Below are 25,011 nucleotides of genomic sequence, written 5' to 3' on the forward strand. Positions count from 1 at the left end.
AAATGAACGTTAAGCCACAGTGGCTGGGATGGATCTGCTGTATCTGGCTGTTACTCGGCAGTGCGCAAGCCGATGCCAGCGGTTGGGACAGTTTTAAAAGTCGCTTTGTCACGTCAGAAGGGCGGGTCATCGACACCGCGAATAACAATGTCAGCCATACCGAAGGGCAGGGCTACGGCATGCTGCTGGCGGTGGCGAATGACGATCGCGCCACCTTTGATCGGCTGTGGCAGTGGACGCGCAGCCAGTTAGGGAATCCACAAACCGATCTGTTTTACTGGCGCTATACGCCGGGCACCGCCAACCCGGTTGCGGATAAAAATAACGCCTCTGATGGCGATGTTCTTCTGGCCTGGGCGTTGCAACGGGCCGCGCAGAAGTGGCAGGTAGAAAGTTATCAGCAGGCATCTGATCGTATTCAGCGGGCGATTATTAAGCTGGATGTGGTGACGTTTGGCGGCCATACCGTGCTGTTGCCCGGCGCGCAGGGCTTCAATAAAAGCAGCTATGTGGTGCTCAACCCCTCTTACTTCCTGTTTCAGGCGTGGCGGGAGTTTGGTGAACACAGTCATCTGCAGGTGTGGAATCAGCTGATTGAGAGCGGTCTTGATTTGCTCGCTAAGCTGCATTTCGGTAACAGTGGCCTGCCGCTGGATTGGGTGGCGCTGAATGCCGACGGCTCGGTCGCCCCGGCTATCGGCTATTCCAGCCGCTTTAGCTACGATGCGATTCGCGTGCCGCTGAATATCTGGTGGTACGATCCGCACAGCCTGGCGCTGGTGCCGTTTCAGCAGGTCTGGCAGGGCTATAGCCGGATGATGACGCCGGCCTGGTTTGATGTTCTGGCCAATACTCCCGCGCCTTACCATCTTGAAGGCGGACTGCTGGCGGTGCGCGATCTGACGCTGAATGAGACCGGCTATCTGAGCGATCGGCTGGCAGCGGATCAGAACTATTTTTCGGCCAGCCTGCAACTGCTGACCTGGACGGCGTTTCAGGAAAAGCGTTAATCCTGCTGGTATTGCCTGCCCGATAAGTGCGGAAAAAACCGCCTTTATCGGGTAGAGAATCCGAATCTCCCCGCTGCGGCGCTATTGCCAACAAAAAAAACCAACGTTGGGATATACTTGCCGGACATTTTCCTGTCTGATATCTGAGCTTTTTTATAGTCGGGAGAGAATTTTTGCGGGTAAGCCGGTCACTTACGATAAAGCAGATGGCGACGGTTTCGCTGGTTGCGGTTATCACCATCAGTATCTTTATCGTCATCCAACTGTTTCATTTTGTGCAGCAGCGCAGGATTGACTACGCCCAGCAGATGGAGAATATCGCCCATACCGTCCGGCAGCCGCTGTCAGAAGCGGTGCTGAGAGCGGACATTCCGCAGGCTGAACGCATTCTCCACTCGCTGAAACCCGCCGGGATTTTATCGCGCGCCGACGTGGTGCTGCCCAACGCGTTCCAGGCGCTGCATGCCGACTTCGAAAACGAGAAGCCGGTGCCGCGGCTGGTGGCACGCCTGTTTGAGCTACCGGTGCAGATTACCCTGCCGCTCTACTCGGTTGAAAACACCGGGCTGCCGAAACCGCTGGCCTATCTGGTGCTGCAGGCCAACTCGACGCGCGTCTACCAGTTTATCCTCAGTACGCTGTCGACCATGATCACCACCTATCTGCTGCTGGCGCTGATTCTGTCGGTGGCGATCAGCTGGTGCATTAACCGGCTGGTGGTCCATCCGCTGCGTAACATCTCACGTGAACTGCAGGAGCTGCCGCCGCAGTCGATTCTGACCCATAAACTGACGCTGCCGCCGAGCCACCGTGACGATGAAATTGGCATGCTGATCCGCAGTTACAATCGTAATCAGCAGGTTCTTGAGTCAGTGCATGATGAGATGAGCCGGCTGACCACCCATTTTGACGTCACCGATCTGCCCAACCGGGCGCTGTTCCTGGCGCTGGTCGAGCAGTACATGGGCAATCCTGATCAGCCACTCGGCCTGATGGTGATCCGCATTGAAACCCTGCAGGAAGCCAATGGCGTATTGAGTGATGAGCAGCGCGACACCCTGATGCTGACGCTGGTCGATAAAATCCGCAGCACGCTGGATGACCACACCCTGCTGGCGCAAACCGGTCCCAGCGACTTCGTCCTGCTGATGAAGCGCGCCAGTACTCCGTTCCGCGCGCTGCGGCTGGCGCGTAACCTGATGATTCGCCTTAACCAGCCGGTTAATCTGTATCAGCTGCAGCTGCGACCGAATGCCAGCATCGGCCTGGCGCTGCGCGACGATCGGCCGCTGAGCGCCAATGAACTGCTGGATCGCGCCACTTCCGCCATGATGTCAGCGCGCCATCAGGGTAAGAATCAGATCCTGTTCTTTGATGCCGCCTTAACCGAGCGGGCGCAAAAACGCCTGACTCAGGAACACGACATTTTGCAGGGGCTGCATGACGATCAGTTTGCGCTTTACCTGCAACCGCAGATTGATATGCGCACCGGCGAACTGGCCGGTGCAGAAGCGCTGCTGCGGATGCGTCAGCCGGACGGCAGTTTCGGTCTGACCGAGGAGTTTATCGCCAGTGCGGAAGAGATAGGCGTGATTACCGCGATTGGCCGCTGGGTGTTTGAAGAGGCGTGTCGCATTCTGGCCGGCTGGCAGCGGCAGGGCATTATGCTGCCGCTAAGCGTGAATATTTCAGCGGTTCAGCTGCGCGATACCGCAATGGTCGCCCATCTGCAGGCGCTGCTGAAGCGCCATCAGATTGCGCCGGGCACCTTCGTGCTGGAAGTGACGGAAACCGCTCATATCGGCGATACCGGCCAGGCGATCTCGCTGCTGCGGACCCTGCAGCAGACCGGGGTGGCGGTGGCGCTGGATGACTTCGGTATGGGCTACTCCAACCTTAACTCGCTGCATCAGCTCAAAGCGTTGCCGGTCAATAAGCTGAAGATGGATCGCAGCTTTGTCGCGGCGCTGCCGGATGATGACACCATGGTGCGCATCGTGGCGGCAATAGCTGAGATCATTCATCTGGATGTGATTGCGGAAGGCGTCGAAACCGCCGAGCAGCGCGACTGGCTGCTGGCGCGCGGCATTCATATCGGGCAGGGCTATCTATATGCTGAAGCCCTGCCGCTGGCGCGCTTCAATCAGGCGTGGGTCGAAAACCGCTCACGGCCGGAATAATTACCTGATTCATTGATTTTGCGAGAATTTTAGTTACAAAACCCGCTGCTGAAGCGTTTCAGTTCAGAATTACGTCTGTATCATTTCCCCGTGGTTTGTAAGCCTGTATTAATCACGTAAACAGAGTGTTATTTTCGGGTTACTGTCAGGCGCCGCCTGTGTTGCCCGTCAGTCACAATAACGAATCCGACAACATCACCTCACGGCGTTAGTGGACACCTGTTTATGAAAACCTCACTTTTTAAAAGCCTTTACTTCCAGGTGCTGATGGCGATTGGCATCGGCGTTTTGATAGGCCATTTTTATCCGGAATTAGGGACCCAGATGAAGCCGTTGGGAGATGGCTTCGTTAAGTTGATCAAGATGATTATTGCCCCGGTTATTTTCTGTACCGTGGTGACCGGCATAGCCGGTATGGAGAGTATGAAGGCGGTCGGCCGCACCGGTGCGGTGGCGCTGCTCTATTTTGAAATTGTCAGTACCATTGCGCTGATCATCGGTCTGGTGGTGGTCAATGTGGTGCAGCCGGGCGCGGGAATGAACGTCGATCCGGCCACGCTGGATGCCAAAGCGGTGGCGGTTTACGCCCAGCAGGCAGAGCAGCAGGGCGTGGTCGCGTTTCTGCTGGATGTGATCCCTAACAGCGTCATTGGCGCCTTTGCCAGCGGCAACATTCTGCAGGTACTGCTGTTTGCCATTCTGTTTGGTTTCGCGCTGCATCGCCTCGGTAATACCGGCACGCTGATTTTCAACGTGATTGAGAGCTTCTCGAACGTGATTTTCGGGATTATCAATATGATCATGCGTCTGGCTCCGATCGGCGCATTCGGCGCGATGGCGTTCACCATCGGTAAGTATGGCGTTGGCTCGCTGGTGCAGCTCGGCCAGCTGATTATCTGCTTCTATATCACCTGTATCCTGTTCGTGGTGGTGGTACTGGGGCTGATTGCGCGGCTGTTTGCCGGGTTCAGCATCTTCAAATTTATCGCTTACATTAAAGAAGAGCTGTTAATCGTGCTGGGGACCTCCTCTTCGGAGTCGGCGCTGCCGCGGATGCTGGATAAGATGGAGCGACTGGGCTGTAAGAAATCGGTGGTCGGCCTGGTGATACCGACCGGCTACTCCTTCAACCTTGATGGCACGTCGATCTACCTGACCATGGCGGCGGTGTTTATCGCCCAGGCCACCAACGCGCATATGGACATCTTCCATCAGATTACCCTGCTGGTGGTGCTGTTGCTCTCCTCGAAAGGCGCCGCCGGGGTCACCGGTAGCGGATTCATCGTGCTGGCGGCGACGCTTTCAGCGGTCGGCCATCTGCCGGTGGCCGGTCTGGCGCTGATTCTGGGTATCGACCGCTTTATGTCCGAAGCCCGTGCACTCACCAACCTGGTGGGTAACGGCGTGGCGACGGTGGTAGTGGCGAAGTGGGTCGACCAGCTGGATCAAAAACAGCTGAAAGAGACGCTGGCCGGTGGGAATAAGGCGAAAAAAGCAGCTGATTCTACACTTTAACCATTGATTTTCACTTAAATCCCGACAAATGCCCGCTGTCACTTGCCCTGACAGCGGGCATTTGGATAATAAACCCTGCTTGTTTTTTTTGACGTTTTTCACTTCGTTGCGCGACATCCTAAGCTTCCTGTGGTCAAACACTCTGTTATTGGATAACAGCGCAATTCGGCGTCAGTCGAATCGCTAATAACAGCGGCAAAACGTGCCAGCGATAACGATATTTGAATTATTTGAGTAGGGGTTCACATGCAGGGCACCAGAATTCGGCTTTTGGTTGGTGGATTAGTGCTGGCAGCGACCAGCTATGGTCTCCACGCAGAAACGCTGCAACCGGATCCGGCCTGGCAGGAAGGCAAGCTGGATAACGGATTTAACTGGCAGTTACTGGCCACACCGCAACGTCCCAGTGACCGCATCGAGCTGCGCATGGTGGTGAATACCGGCTCGCTGGTTGAGAGTGCGCAACAGGCGGGTTTCAGCCATTTGCTGCCACGTCTGGCGATGGTGCATAACACCGCGCTCGACACCAACCAGCAGCGCGCGTTATGGCAACAGGCCATGGATCCCCAACACCCGCTGCCCCCCGTCATCGCCTCCTATGATTTCACCCAATACAATCTCAGCCTGCCGAACAATCGTCCTGAACTGCTGAAAGAAGCGCTGAGCTGGCTGGCGGCCACCGCCGGCAATATGGCGATTACCGAACAGGTAGTGAATACCGCGCTGAGCGCCTCCGATCCGGTCGCGACCTGGCCAAAAGATACCCAGGATGTCTGGTGGCGTTATCGCCTGAAAGGCTCGGCCCTGCTGGCGCACGATCCTGCAGCACAACCGCGTGCGCCGGTCAATTTAACCCAGCTGAATGATTTTTACCGCCAGTGGTATACGCCTGATGCGATGACGCTGTATGTGGTGGGGAATGTTGATAGCCGGAGCCTCTCTGAGCAGATCAACAAAGCGTTTTCGCCGTTAACCGGTAAACGTGAAACGCCTGCGCCGCTGCCGACCTTATCGCCGCTGCCGCATGAGCCGGTGAATCTGGTCAACGGCAAAATCACCCAGGATCGTCTGTCGCTGGTGTGGGATACGCCCTGGCAACCGATCCGTGACTCCCAGAACCTGCAGCGTTACTGGCAAGGCGATCTGGCGCGTGAAGCTCTGTTCTGGCATGTCCAGCGTGTGCTGAGTGACAGCAAAGCGCAGGGCGTGCAGGTTGGTTTTGACTGCCGCGTGCTTTATCAGCGTGCGCAGTGTTCCATCAACCTGGACGCGCGCAACGAATCGCTGGCGCAGAACATGACGCTGGTGGCGCGTGAACTGGCAACGGTGCGTGATAAAGGCTTACCGCAGGAGGAGTTTGATGCGCTGATGGCGCAAAAACTGCTGGAGCTCAACAAGCTGTTCACCACCTACGCCCGCACCGATACCGATGTGCTGATGAGCCAGCGTCTGCGTTCACAGCAGAACTCGGTGGTGGATATCGCCCCGGAACAGTATCAGAAACTGCGGCAGGCGTTTCTCGCCGGTCTGACCCGCGAGCAGCTGAATCAGGAACTGCGTCAGCTGCTTAGCCAGGAACTGATGATGGTGCTGATTCAGCCGGAAGGGGAAGCCGAAACCAACGTGAAAAGCCTGCAAAGCAGCTGGGAGAAGGTGATGGCGCCGCCTGCGGCACCGGCGGCCGGCAACGATGCCAGCCAGCCGGATAACAGCGTCAGCGACATTCAGCCGCCCGCCGCGTAATCCCTCAGGTTTTTGCCCTGAGCCACTCGGTCACCAGCATCGGCCAGCTGGCAAGGGGCAAATCTGCCACGCCGCGGATACCAAATCCGTGGCCGCCCTTCTGATAGAAATGCACCTCTGCCGGCACGTTGTGCTCCCGTAATGCACCGAAAAACGCCATGCTGTGGTTCACCGACACCGATTCGTCGTCGGCGGCGTGAATCAACAGGGTCGGCGGCACCAGCGGGTGAACCCGGGTTTCCAGTGAATAAGCCTCAATGGTTTTTTGGTCGGGCCACGCGCCGAGTAATCGGGTGCGCGAACCTTCATGAGCAATGCCGTCACGCATGCTGATCACCGGATAGACCAGCACCATCGCGTCGGGACGCGGCGAGAAGTTTTCTGCGCCATCCTGTACCGGATAGAGCTTTTCGGCGAAACGGGTACCCAGGCTGGCAGCAACGTGTCCGCCAGCTGAAAAGCCCATCATCACGATGTATTTGCCGTTAAGGCCGCGCTGCGCACGTTCACGTAACACCCGTACCGCCCGCTGCGCATCGGCCAGCGGCGCATCCGGTCCCTCATGATGCCCATCATAAGGTAGCCGATAGGTCATCACCGCCAGGGTGTAGCCCATTGAGGTAAAGAAGGTGGCGAGCGCGCTCCCTTCACGATCGATCATCACGCGATGATAGCCACCGCCCGGCGCGACCAGCAGGGTAATACCGTTCGACTCCACCGGATGCCAGATCGCCATTTCCGGGCAACGTACGCCGGTGGCGGCGCGATCGTAAGGCTCATACTGTTTGGCCATATCGATAATTTGCGGCTGTGCGCGCGAATCGCTGGCGCCTGGCGCATCACCGTGCGGCCAGATATTAATTATTTCTGTGTGCATAACATGTCCTGATGCGAGGGATGTTTTAATTGTTTTGTTCGCGGCCGGAGAGCACAGCGTCCTGCTGTTGTTGATTAAAAGATGGTCTTTTTTCAGCCGGACGTCCATCCGAAAACGGTAAAAATAGCCAGATTCGGACTATGCCTGGTGGCGTTTTTTTGACAGTAACCAACTAATTTTAAACAATAATTTATAAGTGGTTCTGGAGGCGGAAAGGCGGCAGGATCGGTGATTAATGACGATTTATCCGCTTAAGAGAAATGTCCGGTATAGCCCGCTTTGCTAGCCGGAATTTACCGGATATTTCGCTGCGGGCTGTTAAGAGACCATGATGGGTCGGTCAGGCGACTGGCGGTACGGCTACGCGCCTCGCCGGAGCCGTTTAATCGGGCATCGCCTCCGCGGGAATAATCGCACCGCGATGCTGAATCACGGTGCTGGCGGTGAGATGGCCGCGCTGCGCAGCGGCTTCGGCTGAAGCACCGGTCAGACGGCGGGCCAGATAACCGGCACTGAACGAGTCGCCAGCGGCGGTGGTATCAATCACTTTTTCCTTTGCCAGACGCACCGCCGGAATATCTGCCAAAGGTTCATCACCTACGGCGACCAGGCACGATTCTGCGCCGCGTTTAATCACAATTTCGCTGGCACCCGCCTGGCGGGTGCGGGCAATCACCGCCTCCAGCGGCTGTTCGCCCCACAGTAAATGCTCATCATCCAGCGTCAGAAAAGCGGTATCGGTGCGGTTAAGCATGGCGCGGTAAGCTGTCTGCGCGCTGGCCTGATCCGCCCATAAGCGCGGACGATAGTTGTTATCAAAAATGACCTTACCGCCATTAGCCCGACAGCGGTCCAGCAACTGCATCAGCTTATCACGGCTGGCCGGGGCTAAAATCGCCAGGCTGATGCCGCTCAGGTAGAGATAGTCGTAGTGCGCCAGCTGCTGACAGAGCGCCTCTGACTGAGGACTGTCGAGCCAGTAACGGGCTGCGGCATCGCTGCGCCAGTACCAGAAGGTGCGCTCGCCTTCAGCATCGGTTTCAATCACATACAGGCCGGGCATCTTGTTGTCGAGGCGCTGAATCAGGTCGGTATTAACCTTCTCCTGCTGCCAGGCGGCGATCATCTGATCGCTGAAGGAGTCGACGCCGAGTGCAGTAACGTAATCGACCCGAAGCTGGTCTTCATCTACCTGGCGGGCGAGGTAGACCGCGGTATTCAGCGTATCGCCGCCAAAGCCGCGTTTGATGTTCTCACCCTTTTCGGACAGCTCAATCATGCATTCACCAATAATGGCAATTTTTTTCTGCGTCATGGTTTTAGACCTGTAGTGAAATATCGCCTTAGTCTCGCGTCTGGTATGGCAGACGTCAATGGTTTTAAAACGGTGTTTTAATTTAACTTAAGGTGACGAATAGTGGCGATCGCGCTGATAAAGAGGGCTATTTTTGGCTTGTTTTGGCGATAGTGCCTGATTAAAGGTTGATAAACTCCCCGCTTTAATGTGGCCGGACATTTCATCAAGCGATCACAGGCATGGTCGATAATCGCCGCTGAGTCGCCAATTTTGAGCGCTCATTACCAACCAGGAAAATATCATGGTGATGGAGAGTATTAGTCAATGGCTACCTTCTTCAACTGACCTCATCTCCCAACCGGAAACACCGCATTTCTGGCACCAATGCCAACGATTTTATCGCTTTCAGCCGATTTATCAGGTGACGGGGCGGTTGCTGGCAATCGAGTTGCTGACGGCCATTACTCATCCGTCTGCACCGGAACACATCCTGTCGCCGGAAGCCTATTTTGCCGGGCTTGAGATTGCGCAGCGGCTGCATGTGGTACAGGAACAACTCGAACTGTTAACGCAGTGGGCTCCTTTCTTTGAGCAGAATGCGGTGGTTGCCTCGGTCAACATTGATGGGCCGTCACTGTTGTCTATTCAGCATCATCCGGCGATCCGCAGCCTGATTATTCGCCTGCCCTGGGTTCGCTTTGAGCTGACAGAACACCATGTCCTGCCGCAGGAAGAGATGATCGCCCGGATGCCGGAACTCGGGCCGCTGTGGCTGGATGATTTTGGCTCCGGTATGGCCAATTTCTCGGCGCTGACCGAACTGAGATATGACTACATCAAGCTGTCGCGTGAGCTGTTTATCCTGCTGCGCAACTCCGATGAAGGACGCAGCCTGTTTTCAATGCTGCTGGCGCTGATCAACCGCTACTGTAACGGGGTGATCGTTGAAGGAGTGGAAACTGAGGATGAGTGGCAGCAGGTCAGACGTTCACCCGCTATCGCCGCGCAGGGCTATTTCTTTTCGCGTCCGCTCCCATTTTCTGAGTTGAATCATCTCACTATCCAGCTTCCCTGACCCCGTTGCCCACGGTCTCGACTATCTTTAACGGAGACCGTGAAAGTGCAAGGAGAAAGCGCAATGTCGCGTACCGGGAAAATAGTCAGTTGGGTTGCAGGAATTCTGTTGTTGTTAATCGTGATCGTCATTGTGGTGATTGCCACCTTTGACTGGAACCGCCTGAAACCCACCATCAATAAGAAAGTCACCACCGAACTCAATCGTCCGTTTGCGATACGCGGCGATCTCGGCGTCGACTGGGCGCGCAATCCGCAGGAGCAGGGCTGGCGGCGCTGGGTGCCATGGCCGCAGGTGCATGCGGAAGATATCATGCTAGGCAATCCGCCCGATATTCCTGACCTGACTATGGTGCATCTGCAGCGGGTCGATGCCACGCTGGCTCCGCTGGCGTTACTGCATAAAGAGCTGTTCATCCCGTGGATTAAATTGCAGCGGCCCGATGCGCGGCTGGTTCAGACCGCGGATAAGAAAAATAACTGGACTTTTACTCTCGCCAACAGCGACAGCAACGATCAGCAGGCGGCACCTTCGGCCTGGTCATTCCGCCTCGATAACATCCTGTTCGATCAGGGCCAGATTCGCTATCGCGATGCGATTAACCATGCCGATGTGACGGTACAGGTTAATCCGTTGGGTAAACCGGTGCCGTATGGTCAGATCGCGGGCGGTGACGATAAGCAGCAGGGCGCAGGCGACTTTGTCTTCGGCTGGCAGGCGCGCGGAACCTATAACGACGAGCAGCTGAACGGTGAAGGCAAGATTGGCGGAATGCTGTCGCTGCGCAGCCAGACGACGCCGTTCCCGGTGCAGGCTGATATCCGCAACGGCACCACGCGCGTGCAGGTGACCGGCGGGGTGAAAGACCCGATGAACCTCGGCGGACTGGATGTGCGACTGCGCTTCTCCGGTGACACGCTGGCGAATCTGTATGGACTGACCGGCGTGCTGTTGCCTGATACGCCGCCGTACGAAACCGATGGCCATCTGATCGCGAAATTCAACGACGATAAGGGCGCGGTCTATCACTATCAGAAATTTAACGGCCACATTGGCGACAGCGATATTCATGGTTCGCTGACCTACAGTCAGGGCAAACCGCGCCCCCGACTCAGCGGTGAGCTGACCTCTGACCAACTGCGGATGGCCGATCTGGGGCCGCTGATTGGGGTCGACTCCGGTAAAGGCAGCGACAAAACCGCGCAGGCAAAATCGCGGCGCGGTGAGAAATCGAACCAGCCGGCCGATCGGGTGTTGCCACACGATCGGTTCGACACTAAAAACTGGGACGTGATGGATGCCGACGTTAAGTTCAGTGGGAAACGCATTGAACACAGCAATTCACTGCCGCTGAGCGACCTTTACACCCATCTGCAGCTAAAAAATGGCGATCTGTTGCTCGATCCTCTGCGGTTTGGCATGGCGGGCGGCACGCTCAACAGTACGATCCGGCTGGAAGGCGATCGCTCGCCGATGCGCGGCCGGGCTGATATTCATGCGCGTAAGCTGCGCCTGCGTCAGCTATTCCCGGATGTTCAGGCGATGCAAAACAGTCTCGGCCAGCTAAACGGTGATGCCAGCTTCACCGGTACCGGTAACTCGGTGGCCGATCTGCTGGCGACCAGTAACGGCCAGCTGAAGCTGCTGATGAACGACGGCGTGATCAGCCGTAGCCTGATGGAGATTGCCGGACTGAACGTCGGTAACTACGTGGTAGGCAAGCTGTTTGGCGACGATCAGGTACGGATTAACTGCGCCGCTACCGATATCAAACTGCAAAACGGTCTGGCGACGCCAAACCTGTTTGTGTTTGATACCGAAAATGCGGTGATTAACGTCACCGGCAACGCCAACTTTGCCACCGAGCGGATGGATCTTTCGGTCAATCCGGAGAGTAAAGGGGTGCGCATCATCACCCTGCGTTCACCGCTCTATGTACGCGGCACCTTTAAAAATCCGGATGCTGGCGTGAAAGCCGGTCCGCTGCTGGCCCGTGGTGCAGCGGCAGTGGCGCTGGGCACCGTGGTCGGTCCGGCTGCGGCGTTGCTGGCACTGATCTCGCCGAGTGATAACGACGACAACCAGTGCAGCACCGTATTGCAGCAGATGAAGCAGCAGAAATAATCAGCTGCGGTAGAGCACTTTGATAATGTGATAACCAAAACCGGTCTTTACCGGCCCGTAAGGCGTTAACAGCGGGCAGGTAAAGACCGCTTTATCAAAGGCCGGCACCATCTGTCCCTGACGAAATTCCCCCAAATCACCGCCATTGCGGCCGGAAGGACAGGTTGAGTGCTTCTTTGCCAGCTGCTGAAAGTTGCCGCCCTTAGCCAGTTTCGCCAGAATCTCTTTTGCCAGCGCTTCCTCTTTTACCAGGATGTGTAAAGCCGCCGCGGTTTTCGCCATGTTGCTATCTCGGTTGTGTATAATTGCCGCCCAGTATAAACCCCTTTCTTTTGATTCAACTGAGCGATTTTTCCTATGCGTTTAAACCCCAGCCAACAACGCGCCGTCGAATTTGTTACCGGTCCCTGTCTGGTGCTGGCGGGCGCGGGATCGGGCAAAACCCGCGTAATCACCAATAAAATCGCCCATCTGATTCGCGAGTGTGGCTACCAGGCGCGCCATATCGCCGCGGTCACCTTCACCAATAAAGCGTCACGAGAGATGAAAGAGCGCGTGGCGCAGACGCTGGGCCGCAAAGAGGCGCGCGGCCTGATGATCTCGACCTTCCATACGCTGGGGCTGGAAATCATCAAGCGTGAAACCGCGGCGCTGGGCATGAAGTCCAACTTTTCGCTGTTTGACGATCAGGATCAGCTTGGCCTGCTGAAAGAGCTGACCAAAGAGTGGCTGGAAGAGGATAAGACCCTGCTGCAACAGCTGATCTCTACCGTTTCAAACTGGAAAAACGATCTGGTCGATCCGCCCCGGGCGGCCGCACTGGCGCAATCGGAGCGCGATAAAATCTTCGCCCACTGCTATGCGCTTTACGACCAGCATCTTAAAGCCTGTAATGTGCTGGATTTTGACGATTTGATCCTGCTGCCGACGCTGCTGCTGCAGCGTAATCAGGAGGTGCGTGAACGCTGGCAACAGCGCATCCGCTATCTGCTGGTGGATGAGTATCAGGACACCAATACCAGTCAGTATGAGCTGGTTAAGCTGCTGGTTGGCGCGCGGGCGCGCTTTACCGTGGTGGGCGATGACGATCAGTCGATCTACTCGTGGCGCGGGGCGCGACCCCAAAACCTGGTGCTGCTGAAAGAGGATTTCCCCGCGCTGGAAGTGGTGAAACTGGAGCAGAATTACCGCTCCTCCCAGCGCATCCTGAAAGCGGCGAATATCCTGATCGCCAATAATCCACACGTGTTTGAGAAGCGCTTATTCTCAGAACTGGGCCAGGGCAGCGAGTTGAAGGTGGTGACCGCCAACAGTGAAGAGCACGAAGCGGAGCGGGTGACCGGTGAACTGATCGCTCATCACTTTATCAACAAGACGCAGTACAAAGACTACGCGATTCTCTACCGCGGCAACCATCAGTCGCGGGTGTTTGAAAAGTTTCTGATGCAGAACCGTATTCCTTATCGCATCTCTGGCGGCACTTCGTTCTTTTCTCGCCCGGAGATCAAGGACCTGCTGGCTTATCTGCGCGTGCTGACCAATCCCGACGATGACAGCGCCTTTTTGCGCATCGTGAATACGCCGCGCCGCGAGATTGGCCCGGCGACGCTGCAAAAACTGGGTGAATGGGCCAACCTGCGCAATAAGAGTCTGTTTAACGCCAGCTTTGATGTCGGGCTGGGGCAGACGCTGAGCGGGCGCGGGCTGGAACATCTGCAACGCTTCACCCACTGGCTGCATGAGATTATCCAGCTGACCGAACGCGAGCCGGTCAATGCGGTACGCGACCTGATTCGCGGCATCGATTATGAAAGCTGGCTGTTTGAAACCTCGGGCAGTCCGAAAGCGGCAGAAATGCGGATGAAGAACGTCAATACGCTGTTTCAGTGGATGACGGAGATGCTGGAAGGCAGCGATCTGGATGAGCCGATGACCCTGGCGCAGGTGGTGACGCGCTTTACCCTGCGCGACATGATGGAACGCGGGGAAAGCGACGAAGAGCTTGATCAGGTGCAGCTGATGACGCTGCATGCCTCTAAAGGTCTGGAGTTTCCCTATGTGTTTCTGGTGGGGATGGAAGAGGGACTGTTGCCGCATCAGAGCAGTATTGATGAGAACAACATCGAAGAGGAGCGGCGTCTCGCTTACGTCGGCATCACCCGGGCGCAGAAGGAGCTGACCTTTACCTTATGTCGCGAACGTCGGCAATATGGCGAGTTAGTGCGGCCGGAACCGAGTCGTTTTCTGCTGGAGCTGCCGCAGGACGATCTACAGTGGGAAACGGAGCGCAAAGTGGTCAGTGCTGAAGAGCGGATGAAAACCGGGCAGAGCCGCGTGGCGGGCCTGCGAGCGATGCTGGATAAGGCGAAGAAAGGCTAAGTCGGCGGGTAAAGCGCTGAGGCGACGGCGGTTCGCCTCATGCTGACTTCACGCCCGATCACGACAGGGTCAATAACCAGTGTACATAGGACTGATAATGGCTCTCCTGCTCCAGTAGCTCGGTGCGCAGCGGATGCGCCTCCAGCCAGCCAGCCGGCAAGGTCAGATGCAGCGCATCATCGTCGGCCTGCAGCCGGACCGCAGGCAGGGTATCATCGCGACGGCGACTGGAGAAGATGATCGCCAGACGCAGCAGACGACACATCCGTTCCGCCAGCCGCGGCGGTAAGGCGTTTTGCTGCGTCAGCAGCGCCAGGTCGATACTGCCGCTCTGGTTTTGCAGCAGACAGGCCAGCAACTTCTTCTGCGCCGGGGTAAAGCCAGGCAGATCGAGGTGACGAACCAGGTAAGCCGCGTGCTGCGGCGCATGACGGAAGTCGACGCTCAGGCCAATTTCATGAATAGCGCAGGCGCTGAGCAGCAGGTCACGACAGCGCTGATCCAGCTTCCATAGCGTACAGACCTGACGGAAAAAGCTTTCTGCCAGCTGACGGACCCGATCGGCTTGCTCAACATCAATGCTAAAACGACGCTGCACGTTCTGGAGCGTGCGGGTGCGGATATCGCGATCGATCGGCAGGTGCAGCATGCCATAGACCAGCCCTTCACGCAGCGCGCCGCCCGCCAGCGTCATGCTATCGATACTGAGCTCCTGGAAGATGGCGATCAGAATCGACAGGCCGCTGGGAAACACCAGCGCCCGTTCCAGCGTCAGCCCTTCAATTTCCAGCTCTTCCAGCTTGCCGCACTGAATAGCGCGTTGCTTTAGCTGCTGCAGTTTATTCAGGGTGATACGCTCATCCATGCCCTGCGCCACCATGATCTCCTGCAGCGCCTGTACTGTGCCCGAGGCGCCGACGCAGGCTTGCCAGCCCTGTTGCCGTAGTTGCGCGGCAATCGGATGGATCATTTCACGTGCCGCCTGTTCAGCCTGGTCAAAGTTTTCCTTTGCCAGATGCCGATCGCTGAAAAAGCGTTCCAGCCAGGTGACGCAGCCCATCGACAGGCTGAACAACACCGTGGCGTGCGAGCCATCACCGGTCGCCAGCTCAGTGCTGCCGCCGCCGATATCCACCACCAGACGCTGATCGGAACCGCCGGTGGTGTGCGCCACGCCCTGATAAATCAGGCGCGCCTCTTCTTCACCGCTGATCACGTTGATGGTACAGCCGAGAATCTGCTGCGCCGTGTCGAGAAATTCCTGCGCATTCGCTGCCAGACGCAGCGTGGCGGTCGCCACCACGCGGATCTGATCGAGAGGGATGTCCTGCAGTTGTTCAGAGAACAGTTTGAGGCATTGCCAGCCGCGCGTCATCGCCTCAGCTGACAAATGGTTGCTTTTATCCAGACCGGCCGCAAGGCGTACCTTGCGCTTAATTTTCGCGATGGTCTGAATACTGCCAGACACCTCGCGCACCACCAACATATGAAAGCTGTTAGAACCTAAATCAATCGCAGCATAAAGTGACGATGCGCTTAGCATGGTGAGCTTAACCCGAACGTTTACGGTTGTTGTTGCGTGGCGCACCGCGACGATTGGCGTTATTTCCTCCGCGACGCGGACCGTTACCGGTGCGGCTACGCGCCAGGCGTTTAGGCGGCGGCAGATCGGTCAGTAATGCATCACTGTTGTATTTGCTGACCGGAATGCTGTGACCAATGTACTCTTCAATCGCCGGCAGGTTCAGTGCGTACTCTTCACAGGCCAGGCTGATAGAATGTCCGCTGGCACCTGCGCGACCCGTACGACCGATACGGTGAACGTAATCTTCGCAATCGTCCGGCAGATCGTAGTTAAACACGTGGGTGACGGCAGGAATATGCAGACCACGGGCGGCAACGTCAGTCGCAACCAGAATATCCACATCCCCTTTGGTGAAGTCGTCAAGAATGCGCAGGCGCTTCTTCTGAGCGACATCGCCGGTCAGCAGGCCGACACGGTGACCATCCGCAGCCAGATGGCCCCAGATATCTTCGCAACGGTGCTTGGTGTTGGCGAACACAATGGCACGATCCGGCCACTCTTCTTCCAGCAGGGTTTGCAGCAGGCGCATTTTCTCTTCGTTAGACGGATAGAAAAGCTCTTCCTGAATGCGGTGGCCGGTTTTCTGTTCCGGTTCCACTTCAACATATTCAGCACTGTTCATGTGCTCAAACGCCAGTTCACGAACCCGATAAGAGAGGGTAGCGGAGAACAGCATGCTGAGGCGCTGAGTCGCCGCAGGCATCCGGCGGAACAGCCAGCGGATATCTTTAATAAAGCCGAGATCGAACATGCGGTCGGCTTCGTCCAGCACCATCACCTGAATGGCACCGAGGTTAACGTGGTTTTGCTTCGCGTAATCGATCAGACGACCGGTGGTTCCGACCAGAATGTCGACGCCTTGCTCCAGCACTTTCAGCTGTTTATCGTAGCCATCACCGCCGTAAGCGAGACCCAGCTTCAGGCCCGTTGAGGCGGTAAGCGGTTCTGCATCGGCATGAATTTGCACTGCAAGTTCACGCGTTGGCGCGAGAATTAACGCCCGCGGCTGGTTAACCTGACGACCTTCGGCCGCAGGATGAGAGAGAAGATGATGAAACGTTGACGTCAGAAACGCCATCGTTTTGCCGGTACCGGTTTGCGCCTGGCCTGCAACATCACGCCCGGAAAGCGTAAAGGGCAGGGCTAACGCCTGAATCGGCGTGCAGTATTGAAAGCCTTTACTATCAAGGGCTTCAACCACTTTTGGGTGCAGGGCGAAGTCGGAAAACTTCTGTTCAGTTAAGTGTGTTTTGCTCATAGTGTGGTAGAATATCAGCTTACTATCGCTTTACGAAAGCGTATCCGATGAAATAAAGTCAACCTACATTGGTTTATATTACGCCAATTCGCCAGGCATAATCTTGTGGAGTAAAACATGAGCAGCGATAAAATCGTTCATCTGACTGATGACAGTTTCGACACCGACGTGCTGAAAGCCGACGGCGTTACACTGGTAGATTTCTGGGCTGAATGGTGTGGTCCTTGCAAAATGATCGCCCCAATCCTTGATGAAGTTGCAGAAGAGTATGATGGCAAACTGACCATCGCTAAGCTGAATATTGATGATAACCCAGGCACGGCACCGAAATACGGCATTCGTGGTATCCCGACGCTGCTGCTGTTTAAAAATGGTGAAGTCGCCGCGACCAAAGTGGGCGCGCTGTCTAAAGGCCAGCTGAAAGAGTTCCTGAACGCCAACCTGGCGTAATTCAGGGCTGAACGTTCGGCAGTGGTGAATTTATCTCCTGCTGCTGGACGTTCGCTTTCAGGCGTGCTAAGTTACCAATACTGCATTACGAACTTACCTTGTAGTTAGCATCTAAAGTTTTCCCTTGTTAAACCCTGTCGCACTGTACCTTATAGAGATAGAACGGTTTAGCAATCTGACGGTTAGCTCCAACTCTGGCATCGCAATCGACCGTCTCCTCGCTTCCAGGTCGCCATCCCAGACGATGATCGTCGAGAAGAGTCGAAAAGAGCCATTAACGGCATGGATTAATTGCCATACCATTCACGACAAACATTTCGAGTATTACCCCGAGTTTAAGAACCCATCACTATGAATCTTACCGAATTAAAGAATACGCCGGTTGCTGAGCTGATTACTCTCGGCGAAAATATGGGGCTGGAAAATCAGGCTCGCATGCGCAAGCAGGACATTATCTTCTCCATCCTGAAGCAGCACGCGAAAAGCGGCGAAGACATCTTCGGTGATGGCGTGCTGGAGATACTGCAGGATGGATTTGGATTCCTCCGTTCCGGAGACAGCTCCTACCTCGCCGGTCCTGATGATATCTACGTTTCCCCCAGCCAAATCCGCCGCTTCAACCTCCGCACAGGTGACACCATCTCTGGCAAAATTCGTCCCCCAAAAGAGGGTGAACGTTATTTTGCGCTGCTGAAAGTTAATGAAGTTAACTACGACAAGCCGGAAAACGCGCGTAATAAGATTCTGTTCGAAAACCTCACGCCGCTGCACGCGAATAAACGTCTGCGTATGGAGCGGGGTAATGGCTCAACGGAAGATTTAACCGCACGTGTACTGGACCTGGCTTCACCGATTGGTCGTGGTCAGCGTGGCCTGATCGTGGCACCGCCGAAAGCCGGTAAAACCATGCTGCTGCAGAACATCGCGCAGAGCCTGGCGTACAACTACCCGGATTGCACCCTGATGGTGCTGCTGATCGACGAACGTCCGGAAGAAGTCACCGAGATGCAGCGTCTGGTCAAAGGTGAAGTTATCGCCTCTACCTTTGATGAGCCCGCTTCGCGCCACGTTCAGGTTGCTGAAATGGTGATTGAAAAGGCCAAGCGTCTGGTTGAACACAAGAAAGACGTGATCATCCTGCTTGACTCCATCACCCGTCTGGCACGTGCATACAACACTGTGGTTCCGGCATCAGGTAAAGTCCTGACCGGTGGTGTCGATGCCAACGCCCTGCACCGTCCGAAGCGTTTCTTCGGTGCGGCACGTAACGTGGAAGAGGGCGGTAGCCTGACCATCATCGCGACTGCGCTGGTAGACACCGGTTCGAAGATGGATGAGGTGATTTACGAAGAGTTTAAAGGTACCGGTAACATGGAACTGCATCTCTCACGTAAAATCGCAGAAAAACGCGTCTTCCCGGCGATTGATTACAATCGTTCTGGTACCCGTAAAGAAGAGCTGCTCACCTCTCAGGAAGAGCTGCAGAAGATGTGGATCCTGCGTAAGATTATTCACCCAATGGGCGAGATCGACGCGATGGAGTTCCTCATCAACAAGTTGGCGATGACCAAAACCAACGATGAATTCTTCGATATGATGAAGCGTTCCTAATCCGATACTGTAAAGCCGAACCACAGATTCGGCTTTTTTAGCTTAAATGCGCAGAAAATCGACCTTACGCCACGTCTCAACGTGGCGTTTTTCATTTGTGAGCTATAGGATTGAACACTGACAGGAGCATTTATAATGACTGTGGTAGTGGTGACGAATTAATGACCGTTCGTGCATCTCTTTATGCAGAATTCGGAATCCGACGCAGCGATGAACGCACTTTTTCGCGTATTGTTGCCCGGGATGTTAGCTGAGAGCGTTTAACGTGAATTTACTCACTATGAGTACTGAGCTTGGTTTAATTTTTCTCTTTTCCCTGGCTTTCCTCTTTTTTGCTCGAAAAGCAGCTAAAAAAATTGGTTTAGTTGATAAGCCTAACTCACGTAAACGTCATCATGGCGCGATTCCGTTGGTTGGCGGCATTTCTGTGTTCGCAGGTATCTGCTTCACCTTCGCGATAACCAATTATTATCTGCCGCATGCGCTGCTCTATCTGGGGTGCGCCGGGGTACTGGTGCTGGTTGGCGCGCTGGACGATCGTTTCGATATCAGCGTGAAAATCCGTGCCGTGGTGCAGGCGATGGTCGCGGTTGTGATGATGGTCGGTGCCAAACTTTATCTGCTTAGCCTCGGGTTTATCGTCGGCCCGTTTGAACTGATCGTTGGGCCGTTTGGCTACGTGCTGACGCTGTTTGCCGTCTGGGCGGCGATCAACGCCTTTAATATGGTCGACGGGATTGACGGCTTGCTGGGCGGACTTTCCTCGGTGACCTTCGCGGCTATGGGCATCATCCTCTACTTTGATGGCCAGACCAGCCTCGCCATGTGGTGTTTTGCGATGATCGCCGCCACGCTGCCCTACATCCTGCTTAACCTCGGCTTCCTCGGCCGTCGCTTCAAAGTCTTTATGGGCGATGCGGGCAGTACGATGATTGGCTTCACCATCATCTGGATCCTGCTGGAAACCACTCAGGGCCTGAGCCATCCGATTACGCCGGTGACCGCACTGTGGCTGATTGCCATTCCATTAATGGACATGGTGGCGATTATGTATCGCCGTCTGCGTAAAGGCATGAGCCCGTTCTCTGCCGACCGCCAGCATATTCACCATCTGATCATGCGCGCCGGTTTTAGCTCGCGTCAGGCCTTTGTCCTGATTACCGTTGCCGCCGCGATCCTCGCCGGTATCGGCGTTTTAGGCGAATACCTGGCGTTCATTCCCGAATGGGTGATGCTGCTGCTGTTCCTGGTGGCCTTTATGGTTTACGGCTACTGCCTGAAGCATGCGTGGCGCGTGGCGCGACGTGTCCGGCGGATCAAACGCCGTCTGAGCCATTACCGCGACGCCAAAAAAAACTTACCCCGCTAAGCGCTGACAAAGGATAACGCTGCCATGCCTGCTGAAATTGTGGACAACGAACTGGATATTCGCGGCTTATGTTGCCGTTTATGGCGTGGCAAGCGCTGGATTGTCGGACTGGCGCTGCTGTTTGCGCTGGTCGCCTGGCTGGCGACGCTGCTGATGAAACAAGTCTGGAGCACCACGGCGGTCACCGATCGTCCGACGGTGAACATGCTTGGATCTTACTATGCGCAGCAGCAGTTCCTCGCCAATCTGGATGTGCGTAACAACGCCCTGACGCTGACCGCTCCGTCGCCCACGGTGATGGATGAGGTCTATCAGGAATTCACCATGCAGCTAGCCTCGTGGGATACACGCCGCGAGTTCTGGCAGCAAACCGATTATTATAAAAGCCGAAAAACCGGTAATGCGCACAACGATGCTGCGCTGCTTGACGATATGATCAGCAATATTCTGTTCACGCCCGCCGATGCGGCGCACAACCTGCCGGATAACGTGCGGCTAAAAGCAGAAACCGCCGGCGATGCGAATAACCTGCTGCGCCAGTACATTGCCTACGCCAGTGAGCGTGCAGCCCGTCATCTGAACGAAGAGTTCAAAGGGGCCTGGCAGGCGCGGACGGCTCAGCTTCAGGCGCAGGTTAAGCGGCAGGAAGATGTGGCCAATGCGGTGTTTCAGCGTCAGCAGCATCGTCTGGAACAGGCACTGAAGATTGCCAGCCAGCAAGGCATTAATGAAAAACAGGCGCGCGAAGCGGGCGAAAACCTGGCGGACAGCGACCTGTTTCTGCTGGGCAAGCCGGTTTTACAAGGGCAGCTCGAGACCCTGCGCGCCACCGGCCCGAACTTCGATATAAGCTATGATCAGAACAGAGCCATGCTGACCACGCTGGTCGCCGGCCCGACGCTGAACAGTAAATTCCAGACTTACCGTTACCTGCGTACCCCCGAAGAGCCGGTGTCGCGTGATAGTCCACGCCGCCTGTTCATGATGATTATGTGGGGTGCCGTAGGGGCATTGGTTGGGGCTGGTGTGGCGCTGGCACGTCGTCCGCGTCTGATGTCAGACCAGCGTCATTGAGAGAAACAGTGTGAAAGTTCTGACAGTATTTGGTACCCGTCCCGAAGCCATTAAAATGGCGCCCCTGGTTCAGGCCCTGGCGCAGGATCCGGTGTTTGACTCGCGTCTGTGCGTCACGGCACAGCATCGTGAAATGCTCGATCAGGTGCTGCGCCTGTTTCAGCTGCAGCCGGACTATGACCTGAATATTATGCGTCCTGAGCAGGGGCTGACCGAGATCACCTGCCGCATTTTAGAGGGCATGAAAACCGTGTTGCTCGACTTCAGACCAGACATCGTGCTGGTTCATGGCGACACCACCACCACCTTAGCGGCCAGCCTGGCGGCGTTTTATCAGCAAATCCCGGTCGGCCATGTTGAGGCCGGACTGCGCACCGGCGATCTGGCGTCACCGTGGCCGGAAGAGGGGAACCGCAAACTCACCGGCCATCTTGCCCGTCTCCATTTCACGCCAACCTCGCGTTCGCGCCAGAACCTGTTGCAGGAAAACCTGCCGGATGCGCGCATCGTGGTGACCGGCAACACGGTGATTGATGCACTGCTGTGGGTGCGCGATCGGGTGCTGGATGACTGCAATCTGAATGCCCAGCTGGCGGCGCGCTATCCGTTTCTCGACGCCAGCAAGAAGCTGGTGCTGGTGACCGGTCATCGGCGTGAAAGCTTCGGTGACGGTTTTGAGCGGATTTGTAGCGCACTGGCACAGATTGCGCGGCAGCATCCGGAGGCGCAAATCGTCTACCCGGTGCACCTCAATCCCAACGTCAGCGAGCCGGTTAACCGCATACTCAGCGGCATTGAAAATATCATTCTGATCGAGCCCCAGGAGTACCTGCCTTTTGTCTGGCTGATGAACCGCGCCTGGCTGATTCTCACCGATTCGGGCGGCATTCAGGAGGAAGCGCCCTCGCTGGGCAAACCAGTACTGGTCATGCGCGATACCACTGAACGGCCCGAAGCGATCGATGCGGGTACGGTAAAACTGGTGGGGACGGATATCGACAGAATCGTAGCCGAGGTCAGCACCTTGCTGACGGACGATAATGCCTGGCAGGCGATGAGCCATGCCCATAATCCGTATGGCGATGGCAAAGCCTGTGGCCGTATTTTGCAAGCCTTAAAAGATAACCGAGCCGACTTATGAGTTTTCAAACCATTTCCGTGATTGGACTGGGATACATTGGGCTGCCAACGGCAGCCGTTTTTGCCTCAAAGGGAAAAAAAGTAGTGGGGGTGGATATCAACGCCCGGGCGGTTGAAACCATCAATCGCGGTGCGATTCATATCGTAGAACCTGATTTAGACCAGGTGGTGCACGCCGCCGTCACGCGCGGCGATCTGCGGGCGACAACCCAGCCGGAAGCCGCCGATGCGTTTCTTATCGCCGTGCCGACGCCTTTTCAGGCAGACCATCAGCCCGATCTGCGCTTCGTGCAGGCTGCAGCGGAGTCGATCGCGCCGGTGCTGAAGCCGGGCGATTTAGTGATTCTTGAATCAACCTCGCCAGTTGGCACCACCGAGCAGATGGCTGACTGGCTGGCCGCTGCGCGTCCCGATCTGCGTTTCCCGCAGCACGGTGAAACGCCCGATATTTATATCGCCTACTGTCCGGAGCGGGTGCTGCCGGGTAAGGTGATGGTGGAACTGATTAATAACGATCGGGTGATTGGCGGCATGACGCCAGCCTGTTCGGCCCGCGCCAGTGAACTCTATCGGTTGTTTTTAAAAGGCGAATGTGTGGAAACCAACGCCCGCACCGCTGAGATGTGTAAGCTGACCGAAAACAGCTTCCGTGACGTTAATATCGCCTTTGCGAATGAGCTGTCGCTGATTTGCGCCGCTCAGGGGATTAACGTCTGGGAACTGATTGCGCTGGCGAATCGCCATCCGCGCGTCAACATTCTGCAGCCCGGACCGGGCGTCGGCGGTCACTGCATCGCCGTCGATCCGTGGTTTATTGTGGCGCAAAATCCTGAGCTGGCGCGCCTGATCCGCACGGCGCGTGAGGTCAATGACGCTAAGCCGCAATGGGTACTGGATCAGGTTAAAACGGCGCTGGCGGATAGCCTGACGCAAACCGGTAAGCGTGCCACTGAGTTGACCATTGCCTGCTTCGGTCTGGCCTTTAAGCCGGACATTGACGATCTGCGCGAAAGCCCGGCGATGGTTGTCGCCCGACTGATTGCTGACTGGCACAGCGGCAGCACCTGGGTGGTTGAACCGCACATCGACCAGATTCCGGCGTCCCTCAGGGATAAAGCCACGCTGGTCTCCAGTGAGCAGGCGCTGGCACAGGCCGATATCCTGGTAATGCTGGTGGATCATCGTGCTTTCCGCGCAGTGGATGCCGCCGGGGTGCGCCAGCAGTGGGTGGTCGATACCAAAGGCGTCTGGCGATGAAACGTTTTCTGATTACTGGCGGTGCCGGCTTTATCGGCTCGGCGCTGGTTCGTTTTCTGATTGCCGAAACGGACCACCAGGTGGTGGTGGTCGACAAACTCAGCTATGCCGGCAATCTTGCTTCGCTGAGCAGCGTCGCCGATTCGCCACGATTTATCTTTGAGCAGGCTGATATTTGCGACCGGCCGGCGCTCGATCAGATCTTCGCCCATCATCAACCCGACTGCGTGATGCATCTTGCCGCGGAAAGTCATGTGGATCGCTCTATTGACGGACCGATCGCCTTTATCGAAACCAACATTGTCGGGACTTACCAGCTGCTGGAAGCGGCGCGTTTTTACTGGCAGGCGCTGGATGCCGCGCGCAAAGCCGCCTTTATCTTTCACCACATCTCTACCGATGAGGTGTTCGGCGACCTGCATGATAGTCAGGGATACTTTACCGAAACTACCCCTTACGCGCCGAGCAGCCCTTACTCTGCCAGTAAAGCCAGTAGCGACCATTTAGTCCGGGCCTGGCGGCGAACCTACGGTTTGCCTACGCTGGTCACCAACTGTTCAAACAATTACGGTCCGTGCCACTTTCCGGAAAAACTGATCCCGCTGACCATCATCAACGCCATGGCGGGCAAAGCACTGCCGGTATACGGCAACGGACAACAGATCCGTGACTGGCTCTATGTCGAAGATCATGCCCGCGCGCTGTATCAGGTGGTCAGTCATGGCAAGCCTGGCGAGACCTACAATATTGGCGGCCATAATGAGCGACGCAATATTGAGGTGGTGGAAACCGTATGCAGCCTGCTGGAAGAGCTGGCTGCAGATCAAAAACCGCAGGGGCTGGCCCATTATCGCGACCTGATCACCTACGTAACCGACCGCCCCGGCCATGACCAGCGCTACGCCATTGATGCCAGCAAAATCGCGCGTGAACTGGGCTGGCTGCCGCAGGAAACCTTTGAAAGCGGCATGCGTAAAACGGTTGCCTGGTATCTGGCGAATCCCGACTGGTGGCAGGCCATTCTCGACGGACGCTACCGTGGTGAGCGCCTCGGCTTATCGCAATAA

General features: G+C 56.2%; 19 protein-coding genes. 14 read left to right on the forward strand and 5 right to left on the reverse strand.

Going from position 1 to position 25,011, the window contains the following annotated elements; genetic code table 11:
* The first annotated feature begins 2 nt into the window (after nucleotides 1-2).
* The 4 genes from AC6I8I_RS00550 to AC6I8I_RS00565 all read left to right on the forward strand — a co-directional run bounded on the left by AC6I8I_RS00550 (nucleotide 3) and on the right by AC6I8I_RS00565 (nucleotide 6,448).
* Nucleotides 3-1,010 carry a family 8 glycosyl hydrolase gene (locus AC6I8I_RS00550; RefSeq protein ID WP_497828230.1) on the forward strand — a complete coding sequence of 336 codons (1,008 nt, stop codon included), beginning with the start codon at nucleotides 3-5 and terminating at the stop codon, nucleotides 1,008-1,010.
* A 173-nt stretch (nucleotides 1,011-1,183) separates the two neighbouring features.
* Nucleotides 1,184-3,190: a biofilm formation regulator HmsP gene (gene hmsP, locus AC6I8I_RS00555; protein WP_312054797.1), complete on the forward strand. Its 2,007-nt coding sequence runs from the start codon at nucleotides 1,184-1,186 to the stop codon at nucleotides 3,188-3,190.
* 225 nt (nucleotides 3,191-3,415) lie between these two features.
* Nucleotides 3,416-4,705, forward strand: a complete 1,290-nt coding sequence (locus tag AC6I8I_RS00560; protein WP_312054795.1) for a dicarboxylate/amino acid:cation symporter — start codon at nucleotides 3,416-3,418, stop codon at nucleotides 4,703-4,705.
* A gap of 246 nt (nucleotides 4,706-4,951) precedes the next feature.
* The gene (locus AC6I8I_RS00565) at nucleotides 4,952-6,448 is read left to right on the forward strand and encodes a M16 family metallopeptidase (RefSeq protein ID WP_497828231.1); all 1,497 of its coding nucleotides are present in this window, start codon (nucleotides 4,952-4,954) and stop codon (nucleotides 6,446-6,448) included.
* Nucleotides 6,449-6,452: 4 nt separating this feature from the next.
* Here AC6I8I_RS00565 and AC6I8I_RS00570 read toward each other — a convergent pair whose 3' ends face one another.
* On the reverse strand, nucleotides 6,453-7,325 hold the full coding sequence (locus AC6I8I_RS00570) for an alpha/beta hydrolase (RefSeq protein WP_031375068.1): 873 nt from the start codon (nucleotides 7,323-7,325) through the stop codon (nucleotides 6,453-6,455).
* A 382-nt stretch (nucleotides 7,326-7,707) separates the two neighbouring features.
* Nucleotides 7,708-8,640 (reverse strand): 2-dehydro-3-deoxygluconokinase, encoded by a 933-nt coding sequence (kdgK, locus tag AC6I8I_RS00575; protein WP_497828232.1) that lies wholly within the window; start codon nucleotides 8,638-8,640, stop codon nucleotides 7,708-7,710.
* Nucleotides 8,641-8,923: 283 nt separating this feature from the next.
* Between kdgK and pdeH the strand changes: the two genes are divergently transcribed.
* Nucleotides 8,924-9,697, forward strand: a complete 774-nt coding sequence (gene pdeH, locus AC6I8I_RS00580; RefSeq protein WP_497828233.1) for a cyclic-guanylate-specific phosphodiesterase — start codon at nucleotides 8,924-8,926, stop codon at nucleotides 9,695-9,697.
* Nucleotides 9,698-9,760: 63 nt separating this feature from the next.
* Entirely contained in the window at nucleotides 9,761-11,821 is a 2,061-nt protein-coding gene (locus AC6I8I_RS00585; protein ID WP_312054789.1) for an AsmA family protein, read from the forward strand.
* Here the strand turns inward: AC6I8I_RS00585 and ppiC are convergent, their stop codons facing one another.
* A complete protein-coding gene (ppiC, locus tag AC6I8I_RS00590) occupies nucleotides 11,822-12,103 on the reverse strand; it encodes a peptidylprolyl isomerase PpiC (protein ID WP_031375064.1) in 282 nt (93 codons plus the stop codon). It lies immediately after the preceding gene.
* A gap of 75 nt (nucleotides 12,104-12,178) precedes the next feature.
* Here ppiC and rep point away from each other — a divergent pair, with 75 nt between their 5' ends.
* On the forward strand, nucleotides 12,179-14,200 hold the full coding sequence (gene rep / locus AC6I8I_RS00595; RefSeq protein ID WP_312054787.1) for a DNA helicase Rep: 2,022 nt from the start codon (nucleotides 12,179-12,181) through the stop codon (nucleotides 14,198-14,200).
* Between the two features lie 58 nt (nucleotides 14,201-14,258).
* Here the strand turns inward: rep and gppA are convergent, their stop codons facing one another.
* Both gppA and rhlB read right to left on the reverse strand, forming a co-directional pair.
* The gene (gppA, locus tag AC6I8I_RS00600; RefSeq protein WP_312054785.1) at nucleotides 14,259-15,743 is read right to left on the reverse strand and encodes a guanosine-5'-triphosphate,3'-diphosphate diphosphatase; all 1,485 of its coding nucleotides are present in this window, start codon (nucleotides 15,741-15,743) and stop codon (nucleotides 14,259-14,261) included.
* A 7-nt stretch (nucleotides 15,744-15,750) separates the two neighbouring features.
* Nucleotides 15,751-17,043, reverse strand: coding sequence for an ATP-dependent RNA helicase RhlB (gene rhlB, locus AC6I8I_RS00605; protein WP_031375061.1), 1,293 nt, complete (start codon nucleotides 17,041-17,043; stop codon nucleotides 15,751-15,753).
* 117 nt (nucleotides 17,044-17,160) lie between these two features.
* On the opposite strand from rhlB, the gene trxA reads away from it, so the two are divergent.
* The 7 genes from trxA to rfbB all read left to right on the forward strand — a co-directional run bounded on the left by trxA (nucleotide 17,161) and on the right by rfbB (nucleotide 25,011).
* Nucleotides 17,161-17,493, forward strand: coding sequence for a thioredoxin TrxA (gene trxA / locus AC6I8I_RS00610; protein WP_003851963.1), 333 nt, complete (start codon nucleotides 17,161-17,163; stop codon nucleotides 17,491-17,493).
* Between the two features lie 351 nt (nucleotides 17,494-17,844).
* Entirely contained in the window at nucleotides 17,845-19,104 is a 1,260-nt protein-coding gene (gene rho, locus AC6I8I_RS00615; RefSeq protein ID WP_031375060.1) for a transcription termination factor Rho, read from the forward strand.
* Between the two features lie 280 nt (nucleotides 19,105-19,384).
* Nucleotides 19,385-20,473 (forward strand): UDP-N-acetylglucosamine--undecaprenyl-phosphate N-acetylglucosaminephosphotransferase, encoded by a 1,089-nt coding sequence (wecA, locus tag AC6I8I_RS00620; RefSeq protein ID WP_312054782.1) that lies wholly within the window; start codon nucleotides 19,385-19,387, stop codon nucleotides 20,471-20,473.
* A gap of 3 nt (nucleotides 20,474-20,476) precedes the next feature.
* A complete protein-coding gene (wzzE, locus tag AC6I8I_RS00625) occupies nucleotides 20,477-21,547 on the forward strand; it encodes an ECA polysaccharide chain length modulation protein (protein WP_312054981.1) in 1,071 nt (356 codons plus the stop codon).
* 10 nt (nucleotides 21,548-21,557) lie between these two features.
* Entirely contained in the window at nucleotides 21,558-22,688 is a 1,131-nt protein-coding gene (wecB, locus tag AC6I8I_RS00630; protein ID WP_497828234.1) for a non-hydrolyzing UDP-N-acetylglucosamine 2-epimerase, read from the forward strand.
* The gene (wecC, locus tag AC6I8I_RS00635; protein ID WP_497828235.1) at nucleotides 22,685-23,944 is read left to right on the forward strand and encodes a UDP-N-acetyl-D-mannosamine dehydrogenase; all 1,260 of its coding nucleotides are present in this window, start codon (nucleotides 22,685-22,687) and stop codon (nucleotides 23,942-23,944) included. The genes wecB and wecC overlap by 4 nt, the downstream gene beginning before the upstream one ends.
* Nucleotides 23,941-25,011, forward strand: a complete 1,071-nt coding sequence (rfbB, locus tag AC6I8I_RS00640; protein ID WP_497828236.1) for a dTDP-glucose 4,6-dehydratase — start codon at nucleotides 23,941-23,943, stop codon at nucleotides 25,009-25,011. The genes wecC and rfbB overlap by 4 nt, the downstream gene beginning before the upstream one ends.

It is taken from the genome of Pantoea sp. X-Soil-YNGN-775, assembly GCF_059730575.1.